Here is a 14265-nt window from a genome sequence, read left to right as displayed (position 1 = left end):
TCGGTTCTCCTGTGGACGGACGGCGGCCGGAGAGACGGCGCGGCTTCCGCAGCGGCGGCGCGGGTGCGATAGGCGGCCTCGGATGGATCTCACGCCCACCCTGATCACCGGAGGCGCGCTGGCGGCGGTCGCGCTCCTGTGCGGTTGGCTGGGCGCGCGCCCGCCGAACCCGCACCGCGGACCTCGGCTCGTTCCCTATCGCCTGGTCATGCTGCTCGCAGCCGCGGGCGTTGTGATCATGACGGTCCACCTGGTGAACCTGCTGGGCGTCACGACCGGCCGCTAAGCCGCCTGCGGCATCTCGCGTGCGGTCTCGCGACGGGGGCGTTTGGCGAGGCCCGCGACGCCGCCGGACGACAGCAGGCCGACGTCGGCCAGCAGCAGCGGGATCGCCCACCTGTGCGGGGCCGCGATGTAGCGCGGCTGCCAGACCGGGTCGTACTTGTCCTTGTACCGGCGCACGCCCTGAAAGTTGTAGATCTCCTCGCCACGCTCGAAGAGCAGCCGTCCCACCCGCGACATCATCGGGGCCAGCGGCCGATCCTCGAGGCCGGCCAGCGGCGCCATGCCAAACTCGAAGGCCTCGAAGCCTTGATCGCGTCCCCAGGCGATCAGCTCCACGAACAGGTAGTCCATGATGTTCTTCGGCGCGTCGTCGGCGTAGCGCATCAGGTCCATGGAGAAGGCGCTCTTGGAGGCCGTGGTCCAGAGGGTCGCGAAGGCCACCGGGCGGCCGCGGTCGCGCACCAGGGCGACCGGGAACTCCGCGACATAGCGCGGCGTGAAGCCGCCCATCGAGAAGCCCTTCTCGCCGCCGGAGTGCTGCGAGAGCCAGTCGTCGGAGATCGCCTGCAGGTCGGCCATGAGGGCCATCACAGCATCACCGCTCAGCACCTCGAAGCTTGCGCCCTCTTCGGCCGCCTTGCGCCAGGCCCGACGCAGGTTGCCGCGGCGACGTCCCTCGATGGAGAAGGTCTCCAACGGCACGGCCGCCGCCTCGCCCACCTTCTGGATCGAGAAGCCGAGTTCCACCACCTCGGGCAGATCGTCGGCGGAAACGCCATAGAAGCCCGGCCGCGCCGCGTGGGAATCGGCGAGCTCGCGGAACGCCCAGAACAGCTCCAGCCGCTCGTCGCGCCGGCCGACCGGCCCGCCCAGCGCTATCCAGCTGCGGCCGCGCACGCCGAACATCAGGAAGCTCTCGCCGGAGGCCGAGAACAGGAACCGCTTGTCGCCGAGGAGTGCGAGATTGGACGAGGCTTCCGCCGCCTCGGCGCTCGCCAGGATGGCGCGGACCTTGTCGAATTCCGGGTCGGCCTCGCCGGCGATCTTCGGTGTCGCCGCGGAGGCGAACAGACGCCAGAGCCCGAAGGCGAACAGGCTCAAGGCCGCCCCGGCCCAGGCGCGGATCGAGCGCTCGGCGTCTGCATCGGCCATCACCCGCCACCAGGGCAGGCTCGCGTAGTCGGCGTGCTGGAACGACCACAGGCCCAGGAGGCCCGCGCCGAGCACCGCGCAGGCGGCCGAGACCAGCCAACCCGGCGTGATCTCCATGCGGGTGAGCCGCGACCTGCGCGGAAACGCGCCGTGGAACGGGACCAGCAGGACCGCAAGAGAGACGTAGGCCGCGGTCTCCTCCCAGTTCAGGCCCTTCAGCAGCGCCAGCGGCGCGGCTGCCAACAGCACGATGACGCTGGCCCACCAGGCGGCGTCGAGCCGCGCCCGAAGGCCGAACGACAGCAGGATCAGCGCCAGGCCGAGGATCGAGGAGAGGAAATGGCTGGTCTCGATCAGATAGACCGGGGCGATCTCCAGCAGCTTCATGAAGCGCACCGGCTCGGACGGGGTCGCGCCCGAGGCCACCATCGCCACGCCGGCGGCGAGCGTCAGCAACGCCGCCGTCCAGGGCGCGGCCGCGAACAGCGCCGGTCGGACGTCGCGGAACAGACGAAGGAGTTGCATGCGACCTCGAAGCCTTGCGGCGGCCTTATAGCTTGGATCGGCCACCGCGGGCCTGCGGCGTTGTCTCAAACAACTGTTCGTCCGGCTTGGCTCGGGCGCGCGCCCCGCGATAAGGTGAGCGATATCTTCCGTGACCCTGCGTTGGAGGACGTTATGGCCGACTTCGGCGGCGCCGAGCTCGAGGCATTCCGCGCCGAGGTGCGCAGCTGGCTCGACGCCAACTATCCGCCGGAGCTGCGCAAGCCGGACGCCAAGACCGACCCGGAAGCCGTCTGGGGCGGCCGCGCCTTCGAAGGCTCCGGCGATCCGCAGATCGTGTGGATGCGGCGCATGGCCGAGCAGGGTTGGACTGCGCCCACCTGGCCGAAGGAATACGCCGGCGGCGGGCTTTCGCCGCAGCAGGCGCGCATGCTCGACCAGGAGCTGGCCGCGGGCCGCTACCGCCCCGCCCTGCTCTCCTTCGGCCTCTGGATGCTGGGCCCGGTGCTGCTCGAATACGCCAACGAGGCGCAGAAGAAGGAGCATCTGCCCAAGATCGTGCGCGGCGAGATCCGCTGGTGCCAGGGCTACTCCGAGCCGGGCGCCGGCTCCGACCTCGCCGGCCTGCAGACCCGCTGCGAGGACAGGGGCGACCACTGGCTGATCAACGGTTCGAAGATCTGGACAAGCTACGCCAACAAGGCGGACTGGTGCTTCTGCCTGGTCAGGACCGATCCCGCGAAGAAGCACGAGGGGATCAGCTTCGTGCTGATCGACATGGCGAGCCAAGGCGTCGAGACGCGGCCGATCCGGCTGATCAGCGGCGAGAGCCCGTTCTGCGAGACCTTCTTCACCGACGTGAAGATCCCGAAGGGCAACCTGGTCGGCCGGATCAACGGCGGCTGGGAGATCGCCAAGCGGCTCCTGCAGTACGAGCGGCAGAACATCTCGGCGGGCTTCGGCGAGGGCGGCACGGCGGGCGGCGCCTCGGGCGACCTGGGCCAGATCGCCAAGCGCTACCTGCCAGCCGAGGACGGCGGCCTCGCCGACGGCGACCTGCGCCGGCGGATCACCGAGAACAAGATGAACTTCCAGGCGCTGCGCCAGACGATCGCCCGCTCGGCGGCGGAGAGCCGCGCCGGCAACGGCCCGTCGGCGGCGACCTCGATCATCAAGTACGCCGCGGCCGAGCTCGCCAAGCAGCGTTCGGAGCTGATGATCGAAGCGATGGGCGGCCAGGGCCTGGGCTGGGAGGGCGAAGGCTTCGCCTCCGACGAGGTGGCGGCCGTGCGCGGCTGGCTGCGCACCAAGGCCAACTCGATCGAGGGCGGCACCTCGGAGATCAACCTCAACGTGGTGGCCAAGCGCGTGCTGGGCCTGCCCGATCCCAAGTGATTCCTTCGATACTCATCTAATTAGAGGCATTTCGAATGGCGGATTTCGGCGGCGCGGACCTGGAGGCCTTCCGGGCGGAGGCGCGCAACTGGCTGGACGACAACTTCCCGAAGGCCCTGGCCGCCGACCCGGCGGCGCAGACCGCGAAGATGCAGGCGCTGCCCGAGAGCGAAGAGGCCCGCGCCTGGCGCAAGGCCATGGGCGAGAAGGGCTGGGGCACGCCCACCTGGCCCCGGGAGTACGGCGGCGGCGGGCTGTCGCGGCCGGAGGCGCGGGTGCTGCAGGAGGAGATGGCCAAGGTCGGCGCCCGCAATCCGATCGGCGGCATGGGCGTGATGATGTTCGGCCCGACCTTGATCGAATACGGGACCGAATCGCTAAAGCGTCAGCACCTTCCAGGCATCATCACCGGAGAGGTCAGATGGTGCCAAGGTTATTCGGAGCCCGGTTCCGGGTCTGACTTGGCGTCTCTTCAGACGAAAGCTGAAGACAAAGGTGACCATTACTTGGTCAACGGTCAAAAAATCTGGACAAGCGGCGCGCACCTTGCGGATTGGTGCTTCTGCCTGGTGCGGACCGACCCGACCAAGAAGCACGAGGGGATCAGCTTCCTGCTGATCGACATGAAGACCCCGGGAGTCGAGACGCGGCCGATCCGGCTGATCAACGGCACCTCGCCGTTCTGCGAGACCTTCTTCACCGACGTGCGCGTGCCGAAGGACCAGCTGTTCGGGCCGCTGAACGGCGGCTGGACGGTGGCCAAGCGGCTGCTGCAGTTCGAGCGCGACAACATCTCGGCGGGGCTCGGCGGCGGCAACATCGGCGCGGCGCAGGTCTGGCCGGTGCAGGAGGCCGCCAAGTCGTACGTCGGCGTCGACGAGACCGGGCGGCTGGCGGATGCGGACCTGCGCCGGCGGCTCACCGATCACCTCATCGAGGCCCGGAGCTTCCAGCTCACCGTCCGGCGCGCGGCCGACGAATCCAAGTCCAATCAGGGCCCGAGCGCCGCCACCTCGATCATGAAGTACGCCGGCGCGAAGATCGCCCAGGACCGCAACGAGCTGCTGATCGAGGCGCTGGGCCACCAGGGCCTCGGCTGGGAGGGCGAAGGCTTCTCGGAGGCGGAGGCGAATGCGCTGCGGGTGATGCTGCGCTCGAAGGCCAACTCCATCGAGGGCGGCACCTCGGAGATCAACCTCAACGTGGTCGCCAAGCGCGTGCTGGGGCTGCCGGATCCGAAGTGATCGGGCCGTCCCGGAGAAATGGCGGCGACAGCAGTCAGACCTGACTCCTAATGCCGGATTTTGCGTGTTATAATACCTTAAATATTTGAATTATTGAGGAGAATTGAGATGGCCGATTTCGGCGGCGCCGATCTCGACGCCTTCCGGGCCGAGGCTCGCGAGTGGCTGGAAGGCAATTTCCCGAAGTCGCTGCGGAATTCCGAGCAAGCCATGATCCCGGGCGGCGAGAAGCCGACCGGCGATGCGCTCGCCTGGAAGAAGGCGATGGCCGAGAAGGGCTGGGGCACGCCCACCTGGCCGAAGCAGTACGGCGGCGGCGGCCTTTCCGGCCCGCAGGCCCGCGTGCTGCAGCAGGAGATGGACCGCATCGGCGCCTACAATCCGGTGGCCGGGATGGGCACCTCGATGTTCGGCCCGACGCTCCTGGAGTACGGCACCGAGGACCAGAAGCAGCGGCACATCCCGCCGATCGTGCGCGGCGAGATCCGCTGGTGCCAGGGCTACTCCGAACCGGGCGCGGGCTCAGACCTCGCAAGTCTTCAGACGCGATGTGACGACAAAGGCGACCACTGGGAAGTCAACGGTCAGAAAATCTGGACGAGCGGCGCGCAATATGCCGACTGGTGCTTCTGCCTCGTCAGAACGGATACCTCGAAAAAGCACGAAGGCATAAGCTTTGTTCTGATAAACATGCATCAGCCGGGCGTGGAGACGCGGCCGATCAAGCTGATCGCCGGCTCCTCGCCGTTCTGCGAGACCTTCTTCACCAACGCCCGCGTCGAGAAGAACGACATGGTCGGGCCGCTGAACGGCGGCTGGACGGTGGGCAAGCGGCTCCTGCAGCATGAGCGCTCCGGCCAGGGCGGCAACCGGATGATGTCGGGGCCGAGCGTCGTCGACCTCGCCAAGCGCTATGTCGGCGTGGACGCCAAGGGCCGGATCGCCGATTCCGACCTGCGCTCGCGGATCGCCAAGCACCAGATCGACGCCAAGGCGCATGCGCTGACGCTGAAGCGCGCGGCGGACGAGGCGAAAGGCAACCTCAACCCCTCGGCCACGACCTCGGTGATGAAGAACTCCGGCACCTGGATCGGTCAGGAGAAGGCCGAGCTCACCCTCGAGATCATGGGCCACCAGGGCCTGGGCTGGGACGGCGAGTCGTTCTCCAAGCTGGAGCGCGACGCGGTTCGCAGCTGGTTGTCCGGCAAGGCCACGACGATCTTCGGCGGCTCGCAGGAGGTGCAGTCGAACATCGTCTCCAAGCGCATCCTGGGGCTGCCGGACACGACCCAGAGCACGTAACGAATGTCATCCCGGAAGGCCGCGCCAGCGGTCTATCCGGGACCCCTTGCGCCAGATCGCGGCGTGGCGGCCCAGACGCCCACGAGCCGGCGCCGAGGATCCCGGTCTTGGCTCCCCGAAACCGGGATGACCGAGAAGAGACGGAGGAACGACGATGGCGGATTTCGGCGGGACCGAGCTGGAGACCTTCCGGGCCGAGGCGCGCGAGTGGCTGGAGGCGAACTTCCCCAAGAGCCTGGGCGGCCTGCAGGAGGAGCCGGAAGGTCCCGACGAGCGGAGCGCCGACCGCGACGCCTGGAAGAAGGCCATGGGCGAGAAGGGCTGGGGCACGCCGACCTGGCCGAAGGCCTATGGCGGCGGCGGGCTCTCCCGCGAGCAGGCCAAGGTGCTCCAGGAGGAGATGCGCCGGATCGGCGCCTACAATCCGATCGGCGGCATGGGCGTGGTGATGTTCGGCCCGACGCTCCTCGAATACGGCAACGAGGCGCAGAAGCAGCGGCACATCCCGCCGATCGTGAAGGGCGAGCTGCGCTGGTGCCAGGGCTTCTCAGAGCCCGGTTCGGGGTCCGATCTGGCGTCGTTGCAGACCAAGGCTGAAGACAAAGGCGAGTATTACCTCGTCAACGGCCAAAAAATATGGACGAGCGGAGCTCATTTGGCAGATTGGTGTTTCTGCCTTACAAGAACAGACCCAGCAAAAAAGCACGAAGGTATTTCATTTCTGCTGATCGACATGAAGGCGCCTGGGGTAGAACCTCGGCCTATACGTCTGATCAACGACACGACGCCGTTCTGCGAGACATTCTTCACCGACGTGAAGGTGCCGAAAGAGAATCTGGTCGGGCCGCTGAACGGCGGCTGGACGATCGCCAAGCGGCTGCTGCAGCACGAGCGGCAGGGGATCTCGGGCGCCGGCCAGGCGACGACCGGCGGGCCCTACTTCATGCCGGGGCCGAAGCTCCCCGACATGGCGCGCGACTACGTGGGGCTGGATGAGACCGGGCGGCTGCGCGACGGGGACCTGCGCCGGCGGATCACCGACCACCTGATGGAGGCGCACGCCTTCGCGCTCACCGGTCGGCGCGCGCTGGAGGAGACCAAGTCGAACCAGGGCCCGTCGGCAGCCTCCTCGGTGCTGAAGAACGTCGGCTCGAAGGTGCGGCAGGACAGCGCCGAGCTCAGGCTCGAGGTGCTTGGCCAGCAGGGGCTGGGCTGGTCGGGCCCCGGGTTCTCAGCCGACGAGCTCGCCGTCATCAAGGTGATGCTGCGCGGCAAGGCCGGCACCATCGCCGGCGGCAGCTACGAGATCCAGAACAACATCATCTCCAAGCGCATCCTCGGCCTTCCCGAAGCCACGCAGAAGGGGTGAGGGTCAGGAACCACGAAAGACACGAAAAACGATCGGAGTGCGCCGCAGGCGGCGGGACCTGCGCCATTTCCGTGGTGTTCCGTGTGTTCCATGGTCTGCTAAGGAATAGGGTGACGGCGGCGTCATTTCAGGCCGTCTGACGGCTATTCAAGGAGCGGATTTCAGATGGCGGATTTTGGAGGCAACGAACTCGAGACGTTCCGCGCGGAAGCGCGGGCGTGGATCGAGGCGAACTTCCCGGCCTCGCTGAAGGGCAAGCCCAACCCGATGATGCGGGAGGAGCGGGCGAAGCCCACGGCGGACCAGGAAGCCTGGCGCAAGGCCATGGGCGAGAAGGGCTGGGGCACGCCCACCTGGCCGAAGGAATACGGCGGCGGCGGGCTCTCCGCGGCCGAGGGGCGCGTCGTGCAGCAGGAGCTGGCGCGGGCCGGCGCCTACAACCCGATCGGCGGCATGGGCGTGATGATGTTCGGCCCGACGCTGCTGGAATACGGCACCGAGGAGCAGAAGCGCGAGCACATCCCGCCGATCGTCCGCGGCGACCTGCAGTGGTGCCAGGGCTATTCCGAGCCGGGCGCCGGATCCGATCTGGCAAGTCTTCAGACGCGCGCGGAAGACAAGGGCGACCACTTCCTTATTAATGGCCAAAAGATATGGACGAGCGGCGCACAATTCGCGGATTGGTGCTTCTGTCTTGTCCGGACCGATACTTCGAAGAAGCATGAAGGCATCTCGTTCGTTCTGATCGATATGCATCAGCCTGGCGTGGAAGTCCGCCCCATCAAGCTGATCGCCGGGAATTCTCCTTTCTGCGAGACCTTCTTCACCAACGCGGTGGCGCTGAAGAAGAACCTCGTCGGGCCGCTGAACGGCGGCTGGACCATCGGCAAGCGCCTGCTGCAGCACGAGCGGCAGGGGATCTCGGGCGGCGGCGGGGCCGGCATGTTCGGCATGGGCAAGCCGCTGGAGCAGCTGGCCAAGGAGTACGTCGGGACCGACGAGAAGGGCCGCATCGCCGACGCCGACCTGCGCACGCGGGTGGTGCAGAACGCCATCGAGCTGCGCGCCTTCCAGCTCACCGCGATGCGCGCCATGGCCGAGGCCAAGGGCAACCAGAACCCCTCGGCCGCCACCTCGATCATGAAGAACGCCGGCACCCGCACGCTGCAGGACCGCGCCGAACTGACCATCGAGATCATGGGCAGCCAGGGCCTCGGCTGGGAGGGCGAGGGCTTCAACGCCGAGGAGCTCGCCGCGGTGCGCGGCTGGCTGGGCGGCAAGGCCACCACGATCTACGGCGGAAGCCAGGAGATCCAGTCGAACATCATCTCCAAGCGCATCCTCGGCCTGCCCGACCTGACGCAGTCGAAGTGATGAGTTGAACCAAGGAAGACACGGAAGACACGGAAAGGAGCTCACCGCCAAGAACGCCAAGCACGTCAGGAGGACTGCGCCGAAGGCGCGATCATTCCGCCGCTGAGGAGCTTGGCCGCTCGCTGCAGGAAGCCGCCGCCGCGCCATCAGCTTCCGTGTTTTCCGTGTGTTCCGCGGTTCTCAAAAACGACTTGAATCCCGCCGCCCGGCAGGGCTGGAATTGAACCTGAAGAGATTTTGACGAGGACATTGAAATGGCCGTTCTGACCGAAGAACAGAGCATGCTGAAGGACGCGGCGAAGAGCTGGGTCCAGGAAAAGAGCCCGGTCTCCGCCTTCCGCAAGATGCGCGATAGCGGCGTCGAGCTCGGCTATGACGCGGGCGCCTGGAACGAGATGGCCGAGATGGGCTGGGCCGGCGTCATCATCCCCGAGGAATACGGCGGATCGAACTTCGGCTACCTGTCGCTGGGCCTGATCCTTGAGGAGCTGGGCCGCACGCTCACCGCCTCGCCGCTGCTGGCTTCGGGCCTGGCCGGCGCCTCGGCGCTGATCCTCGGCGGCACGGACGCGCAGAAGTCCGAGTGGCTGCCGAAGATCGCCGAGGGCTCGGTGGTCGCCACCCTCGCCGTCGACGAGGGCCCGCACCACAATCCGGAGAAGGTCGAGACGACCTTCAAGGACGGCAAGATCAGCGGCAAGAAGACCTTCGTGCTGGAAGGCATGGCCGCGAGCCTGCTGGTCGTCTCGGCCAAGGGCCCCAAGGGGATCGGCCTCTACCTGGTGCGCGCCGACGATGCGGGCGTGAAGCGCCAGCGGCTGCACCTGGCCGACAGCCGCGGCGCCGCCAACATCGAGTTCTCGAACGCCGCCGCCGAGCCGCTGGAAGGCGGACCGGAGCTCCTCGAGAAGGTGCTGGACCGCGCCCGCGCCGGCCTCGCCGCCGAGATGCTGGGCGCCGCCACCCAGGCCTTCGAGACCACCCTCGACTACCTGAAGACCCGCGTGCAGTTCGGCCAGGTGATCGGCTCGTTCCAGGCGCTGCAGCACCGGGCGGCCAAGATGTTCACGGACTTGGAGCTCTCCAGATCGGCCGTGGAAGCCGCGCTCACCGCCATCGACAACGACAGCCCCGACACGCCAGAGCTGGTCTCGCTCGCCAAGGCCAAGATGGGCGACACCTACCACCTGGTCTCCAACGAGATGGTGCAGATGCACGGCGGCATCGGCATGACCGACGCCCACGACGCCGGCTTCTACCTGAAGCGCGCGCGGGCGGCGGAAGCGGCGTTCGGCAACCAGGCCTACCACCGGGACCGCTACGCGCGGATCCAGGGGTATTGAGGCCCAGGCTCTAAGGGATTGGGCGGCGGGGCGGTTTTGCTCCGCCCGCCCGGGGCCAGAGGGAACGGAGCCCCTCCGTTGGCGCAAAGCCGGCGGAGGGGCTTTGTGTTGTCGCCGCTTGTCAGCGCTTTACGCGGAATGTCGCGTCCAACTCCTCAAAGAGCTGCACCCCACCCCTGCCCCTCCCCATCGGGGCCAGGGGTGCTACGGCGCGCGCAGCGGGGCGGTGCGGAAGCAGACGCGCCAGCGCTCGCGGGGCGCGCCGTTGCAGCGCCAGCCGGGTGGGAAGGCGCGGAGCTGGTCGCGGCGGAAGTGGGCCTACGGCTGGCCCCAGAGGATCTGAGCGCCGATCGCGCCCACGACGATCAGGCCGATCGCGAGCGCCAGGGCCTTGAGGATGGCGGCGCGGGCCGGGTTCGCGAGCATGCAGGGACTATGGCGCCGGCAAAGCCCCTGTCCCAGGCCGTAGAGCGCCGTGGGAGAGGGGAGAACAAAAACGGCACAAGTCTTTGGCGTCCGGCCTCTCCCGTGAGACGCTCGCGGCTATGTTCGACGATTTCAAGACCTGGGCGCCAAAGAACGCTGCCTTAGCTCGTCATCGCGAGCTTGACGGTGGCGGCGCTGCGCGGGTGTGATCGGGCATGCAGATGACTCCTGGGGCCAGCGCGCCCGCGCCTCGCGCCGGGGCCGGCCTGTCGGCGGGACGGGCGGTGGGCGGCCTGGTGATGGCGGCGATGGCCGCGCCGCTGATGGCCGCGGCGGCGATCGGGATCCCGGCGCTGCTGACCGGCGGCGTGGGCGCGATCGGGTTGGCGGCGGTGGTCTATGTGATCGGCCTGCCGTTCGCGCTCCTGGGCGCACTGGCGCTGGGCGCCCCGCTGGTGCTGGTGCTGAAGGGCCGGATGGGACTGGGCTGGGCCCTCTGCGTGACGGCCGGCGCGGCGGTGGGCGCGCTGAGCGCGCTCGCCTGGCCGTTCGTGGTCGACCCGCTGCTGCGCCTGCGGCCGGCAGGCGGGGAGCTCAGGCTGATGGCGCTCTGCGCCGGCTGCGGCGCGTGGGGCGGCTACGTCTTCTGGCGGGCGGCGGTCCGGCAGGCGGTCGGGCGGCGGCCCTAGGTGGTCGGGCCGGGGGCCTCGAGGATGGCGATGGTGCTGGCGTACGGGCCGCCGCGGTAGGGGGCGATGACGACCAAGGTGCGGCGCGCCTCGGGGGCGAAGAAGGCGACCTCCTCGCCGTCGGTGTCGCGCCGCCAGCCGGCCAGGCACTCGTGCGCCCAGCCGTCGAGACCGTCGGCGCGCACGTAGGCGACGCAGGCCAGCATCAGCGGCCGCTCGCCGGCCGGCTGGATGGCGCAATGGAAGCCGTCGGCCTCGTCGGCCGGACGCAGGGTGGTGGCGAAGCCGGCCTCGTGCGGGGCGGCCTTCACCGCCTCGAAGCGGCCGGGGCTCGCCGCCGCGGCGGCGGTGATCACGCGGCAGAACTCGGCGTAGCTGGGCGGGGCGGCTTCGGCCGGCGCGGCGAGGCCCGCGAGCGCGGCGCAGGCTGCAGCGGCGATTCCGGTCCGGCCTGGCATCTGCGAGCCCTCCGCGTGAAGCGCGGCCATGTGAGCGCGTCGGCGCGCCTGCGTCAAAGCCCATCGCGCAGGTTGCGCGTTCATGGTTTGCTGGCGGCGCAGCCGAAGGAGGCGAAGATGGCGAGGCTTTCCGACGAGGACATGGAGCGGCTGGCGCTGCACTCGGCCTTCGGCCTGCTGCTGGTCACCAAATGGATGGCGGGGCGCAGCGACGTCGCCCCCGAGATCCGCGAGCGGCTCAAGGGCCACGTCTCGGCGATCGAGGGCGTGCTGGTCGCCCGCGGCCACGACTGGATCAAGGACGAGCTCGAGGCGGTCGAGGCCCAGCTGGGAGGCTGAAGAGACGGGCTTCGGCGCGGAAGCCCCTCCACCGCGTCGTGGTCCCCTCCCTCGGCGGGGAGGAACGCCCGCTAGTGCGGGGCCGTGCCGTTGGTTGGCGCGGTCTCGGTGGTGGTGGTCGTCGTCGTGGTCTTGTGGTGATGGCGCCTGGCGTGATGCCGATGATGGTGCGTCTTCGAGCTCGAGCCGGCGGTCGCCTTCGCGCCCACCGCGCCGACGCCGGCGCCCACCGCTGCGCCCACCGGCCCGCCGACCAAGGCGCCGGCGACGCCGCCCACGGCCGCGCCCTTCTCGGTGCGGGTCTGCGCCAGCGCCGAGGTCGAGCCGAGGATGAGCCCGCCCGCGGCGAGGCTCGCGATCAGAAACCTGGTCATTCCGTCCGTCTCCTATTCCCCCAGGCGTTAGTACGCGAGCGCCGCCGAGGTTCCTGGCGGGCCCCGGACGCGAAAGGCCCCGGCGCTCCGCTCAAGGGGAGGCCGGGGCCGGGAACGGCGGCGGGGTGTTCGGGGGGCGCCGTGACCGCCGCTCCGGCGCAAGGAATGTCGGAGGGCGCGGTTCGTTTCGGCGATCGGATCACGAATGCGGGAACTGTCGGGAGCCGGCGATCCGGCGATCGTTCTTCACGCTCGCGGAACTGTGCTTGCGGCAGGCGGAAGCCGGGTTCTGGGACCCGCCGCCGCCGGGAGAGCCCGCCGCCGATTGACAGAACGCCGCAGTTGCGCACGCACTTGCGCCGGGACCGAAAGGTCGGCTCGAGTTGGGAAAGGGCGCGCAATGGCCAAGTTCGACGACATCCTGGGCACGGTTGGGAACACGCCGGTGGTGCGGATCAACCGGCTGGCGCCCAAGGGCGTGAACCTGTTCGTGAAGGTGGAGGCGTTCAACCCGCTGGGCAGCGTCAAGGACCGCCTGGCGCTGGGGGTGATCGAGGCCGCCGAGAAATCCGGCGAGCTGAAGCCCGGCCAGACGGTGATCGAGGCGACCAGCGGCAACACCGGCATCGGCCTGGCGATGGTCTGCGCGGCCAAGGGCTATCCGCTGGTGCTGGTGATGGCCGAAAGCTTCTCGGCGGAGCGGCGCAAGCTGATGCGCTACCTGGGCGCCAAGCTGGTGCTGACCCCGCCGGCGATGGGGGCCAAGGGGATGGTCGACCTGACCGTCGACCTCGCCAAGCGCAACGGCTGGTTCATGACCCGGCAGTTCGAGAACGAGGCCAATCCGGAGATGCACTCGCGCACCACGGCGCGCGAGATCCTGGCCGACTTCGGCGCGGACGGGCTGGACTACTGGGTCACCGGCTACGGCACCGGGGGAACCCTGACCGGCGTGGCCCGCGTGCTGCGCAAAGAGAGCCCGAAGACCAAGATCGTGGTCTGCGAGCCGGCCGACGCCCAGCTGCTCGGCTCCGGCGAGGGCCAGGCGCGCAATCCGGACGGGACGCCGGCGGCCAAGCACCCGGCCTGGAAGCCGCACCCGATGCAGGGCTGGACGCCGGACTTCATCCCCGAGATCACCGGCGAGGCGGTGGACGAGAAGCTGATCGACCGGGTGCTGCCGGTCGCCGGCCCCGACGCGATCCGCTGCGCCCAGGAGCTGGCGCGCAAGGAGGGCGTGTTCTGCGGCATCTCCTCGGGCGCGACCTTCGCCGGCGCGCTGCAGGTGGCGGCCGAGGCGGCCCCCGGCGCCAATATCCTGGCGATGCTGCCGGACACCGGCGAGCGCTACCTCTCGACGCCGCTGTTCGCCGACATCGCGCTGGAGATGTCGGCCGAGGAGGAGAAGATCGCCCGCTCCAGCCCGGTGTTCCCCGCGCCGCAGCCGCAACCGGCGTAAGCCGGCGGCTCAGCCCGGCGACGGATGCCTGGGCGCGCCCGACCGGCGCGCGCTCAGCGGCCCTCGGTCCAGACGTCGAGCGGCTGATGCTCCTCGTGCTTGACCAGGAAGTTGTAGCCGAGGAACAGGATGATCAGCCCGACGATCGCGCCCCAGACAAAGCCGGCGCCGGTCGCAAACCACAGGGTCGTGAACGAGATCACCGCGGCCAGCAGCGTCATGCACCAGCGCAGGATGATGTTGAAGGTCTTGTAGGTGCGCTCGTGCGCGAGGACCTCCTGGTCGTTGGGATTGGGCGTCGACTTCACTGCAGCAGCCATGCGGTTCCTCCCGATCAACTGGCCTCGCAGGTTCAACGATAGGCACGATATCGGCGTTCCGTGAAGCGCCGCCGTAGGCCCCGTGGCGGCGCCTAGAGCGTTCGGCCATCGAGTTGAATCGATTGTGATCGCGGCTGGGATTCCGCAGGGGGGCGGCATGTGAGTCCATGAGGCTTCCTGATTCGGGGAGGCGGACATGGGTGCGGCGCATTCGGAGGATCTTCGATCACGG

Annotated in this window: 14 protein-coding genes; 10 read left to right on the top strand and 4 right to left on the bottom strand. The window is 68.9% G+C overall.

Annotation, left to right across the window (positions count from 1 at the left end):
- The first annotated feature begins 82 nt into the window (after positions 1 to 82).
- Positions 83 to 286 carry a hypothetical protein gene (locus Q0W60_RS01865; protein ID WP_297691989.1) on the top strand — a complete coding sequence of 68 codons (204 nt, stop codon included), beginning with the start codon at positions 83 to 85 and terminating at the stop codon, positions 284 to 286.
- Here the strand turns inward: Q0W60_RS01865 and Q0W60_RS01860 are convergent.
- Positions 283 to 1962, bottom strand: a complete 1680-nt coding sequence (locus Q0W60_RS01860) for a bifunctional lysylphosphatidylglycerol flippase/synthetase MprF (protein WP_297691987.1) — start codon at positions 1960 to 1962, stop codon at positions 283 to 285. The two genes, Q0W60_RS01865 and Q0W60_RS01860, sit on opposite strands and share 4 nt — an antisense overlap.
- A 153-nt stretch (positions 1963 to 2115) precedes the next feature.
- On the opposite strand from Q0W60_RS01860, the gene Q0W60_RS01855 reads away from it, so the two are divergent.
- The 7 genes from Q0W60_RS01855 (at position 2116) to Q0W60_RS01825 (ending at position 11083) form a co-directional block, all read left to right on the top strand.
- Positions 2116 to 3336, top strand: coding sequence for an acyl-CoA dehydrogenase family protein (locus tag Q0W60_RS01855; protein WP_297691985.1), 1221 nt, complete (start codon positions 2116 to 2118; stop codon positions 3334 to 3336).
- Between the two features lie 35 nt (positions 3337 to 3371).
- Positions 3372 to 4580 (top strand): acyl-CoA dehydrogenase family protein, encoded by a 1209-nt coding sequence (locus tag Q0W60_RS01850; RefSeq protein WP_297691983.1) that lies wholly within the window; start codon positions 3372 to 3374, stop codon positions 4578 to 4580.
- Positions 4581 to 4688: 108 nt separating this feature from the next.
- Positions 4689 to 5882 (top strand): acyl-CoA dehydrogenase family protein, encoded by a 1194-nt coding sequence (locus Q0W60_RS01845; RefSeq protein WP_297691981.1) that lies wholly within the window; start codon positions 4689 to 4691, stop codon positions 5880 to 5882.
- A gap of 154 nt (positions 5883 to 6036) precedes the next feature.
- Positions 6037 to 7251 (top strand): acyl-CoA dehydrogenase family protein, encoded by a 1215-nt coding sequence (locus tag Q0W60_RS01840; protein WP_297691979.1) that lies wholly within the window; start codon positions 6037 to 6039, stop codon positions 7249 to 7251.
- A gap of 165 nt (positions 7252 to 7416) precedes the next feature.
- Positions 7417 to 8625: an acyl-CoA dehydrogenase family protein gene (locus Q0W60_RS01835; RefSeq protein WP_297691977.1), complete on the top strand. Its 1209-nt coding sequence runs from the start codon at positions 7417 to 7419 to the stop codon at positions 8623 to 8625.
- A 254-nt stretch (positions 8626 to 8879) separates the two neighbouring features.
- Entirely contained in the window at positions 8880 to 9968 is a 1089-nt protein-coding gene (locus Q0W60_RS01830; RefSeq protein ID WP_297691975.1) for an acyl-CoA dehydrogenase family protein, read from the top strand.
- Between the two features lie 641 nt (positions 9969 to 10609).
- The gene (locus Q0W60_RS01825; RefSeq protein ID WP_297691972.1) at positions 10610 to 11083 is read left to right on the top strand and encodes a hypothetical protein; all 474 of its coding nucleotides are present in this window, start codon (positions 10610 to 10612) and stop codon (positions 11081 to 11083) included.
- Here Q0W60_RS01825 and Q0W60_RS01820 read toward each other — a convergent pair.
- A complete protein-coding gene (locus Q0W60_RS01820) occupies positions 11080 to 11541 on the bottom strand; it encodes a hypothetical protein (protein ID WP_297691970.1) in 462 nt (153 codons plus the stop codon). The two genes, Q0W60_RS01825 and Q0W60_RS01820, sit on opposite strands and share 4 nt — an antisense overlap.
- 117 nt (positions 11542 to 11658) lie before the next feature.
- Between Q0W60_RS01820 and Q0W60_RS01815 the strand changes: the two genes are divergently transcribed.
- Complete coding sequence (locus tag Q0W60_RS01815; protein WP_297691969.1) at positions 11659 to 11880, top strand: hypothetical protein; 222 nt, start codon at positions 11659 to 11661, stop codon at positions 11878 to 11880.
- Positions 11881 to 11951: 71 nt separating this feature from the next.
- On the opposite strand, the gene Q0W60_RS01810 is transcribed toward Q0W60_RS01815, so the two are convergent.
- On the bottom strand, positions 11952 to 12254 hold the full coding sequence (locus Q0W60_RS01810; RefSeq protein WP_297691967.1) for a hypothetical protein: 303 nt from the start codon (positions 12252 to 12254) through the stop codon (positions 11952 to 11954).
- 400 nt (positions 12255 to 12654) lie between these two features.
- Here Q0W60_RS01810 and cysK point away from each other — a divergent pair, with 400 nt between their 5' ends.
- Complete coding sequence (gene cysK / locus Q0W60_RS01805) at positions 12655 to 13713, top strand: cysteine synthase A (RefSeq protein WP_297691965.1); 1059 nt, start codon at positions 12655 to 12657, stop codon at positions 13711 to 13713.
- A gap of 53 nt (positions 13714 to 13766) precedes the next feature.
- Here the strand turns inward: cysK and Q0W60_RS01800 are convergent, their stop codons facing one another.
- A complete protein-coding gene (locus Q0W60_RS01800; protein ID WP_297691962.1) occupies positions 13767 to 14033 on the bottom strand; it encodes a hypothetical protein in 267 nt (88 codons plus the stop codon).
- Positions 14034 to 14265: the final 232 nt, after the last annotated feature.

The organism is Phenylobacterium sp. (assembly GCF_025934275.1).
In the GTDB taxonomy this organism is placed as follows: domain Bacteria; phylum Pseudomonadota; class Alphaproteobacteria; order Caulobacterales; family Caulobacteraceae; genus Phenylobacterium.
Note: the sequence above shows the minus strand (reverse complement) of the source record. Positions and strands in the feature narration are given on the sequence as shown.

Bases quoted from the DNA above. Each gene is read 5' to 3' on its own strand.
- Q0W60_RS01835 (WP_297691977.1), top strand. From the start codon at position 7,417: ATGGCGGATTTTGGAGGCAACGAACTCGAGACGTTCCGCGCGGAAGCG.
- Q0W60_RS01815 (WP_297691969.1), top strand. From the start codon at position 11,659: ATGGCGAGGCTTTCCGACGAGGACATGGAGCGGCTGGCGCTGCACTCG.
- Q0W60_RS01820 (WP_297691970.1), bottom strand. From the start codon at position 11,541: ATGCCAGGCCGGACCGGAATCGCCGCTGCAGCCTGCGCCGCGCTCGCG.
- Q0W60_RS01830 (WP_297691975.1), top strand. From the start codon at position 8,880: ATGGCCGTTCTGACCGAAGAACAGAGCATGCTGAAGGACGCGGCGAAG.
- Q0W60_RS01800 (WP_297691962.1), bottom strand. From the start codon at position 14,033: ATGGCTGCTGCAGTGAAGTCGACGCCCAATCCCAACGACCAGGAGGTC.
- Q0W60_RS01860 (WP_297691987.1), bottom strand. From the start codon at position 1,962: ATGCAACTCCTTCGTCTGTTCCGCGACGTCCGACCGGCGCTGTTCGCG.
- Q0W60_RS01865 (WP_297691989.1), top strand. From the start codon at position 83: ATGGATCTCACGCCCACCCTGATCACCGGAGGCGCGCTGGCGGCGGTC.
- Q0W60_RS01825 (WP_297691972.1), top strand. From the start codon at position 10,610: ATGCAGATGACTCCTGGGGCCAGCGCGCCCGCGCCTCGCGCCGGGGCC.
- Q0W60_RS01850 (WP_297691983.1), top strand. From the start codon at position 3,372: ATGGCGGATTTCGGCGGCGCGGACCTGGAGGCCTTCCGGGCGGAGGCG.
- Q0W60_RS01845 (WP_297691981.1), top strand. From the start codon at position 4,689: ATGGCCGATTTCGGCGGCGCCGATCTCGACGCCTTCCGGGCCGAGGCT.
- Q0W60_RS01840 (WP_297691979.1), top strand. From the start codon at position 6,037: ATGGCGGATTTCGGCGGGACCGAGCTGGAGACCTTCCGGGCCGAGGCG.
- Q0W60_RS01810 (WP_297691967.1), bottom strand. From the start codon at position 12,254: ATGACCAGGTTTCTGATCGCGAGCCTCGCCGCGGGCGGGCTCATCCTC.
- cysK (WP_297691965.1), top strand. From the start codon at position 12,655: ATGGCCAAGTTCGACGACATCCTGGGCACGGTTGGGAACACGCCGGTG.
- Q0W60_RS01855 (WP_297691985.1), top strand. From the start codon at position 2,116: ATGGCCGACTTCGGCGGCGCCGAGCTCGAGGCATTCCGCGCCGAGGTG.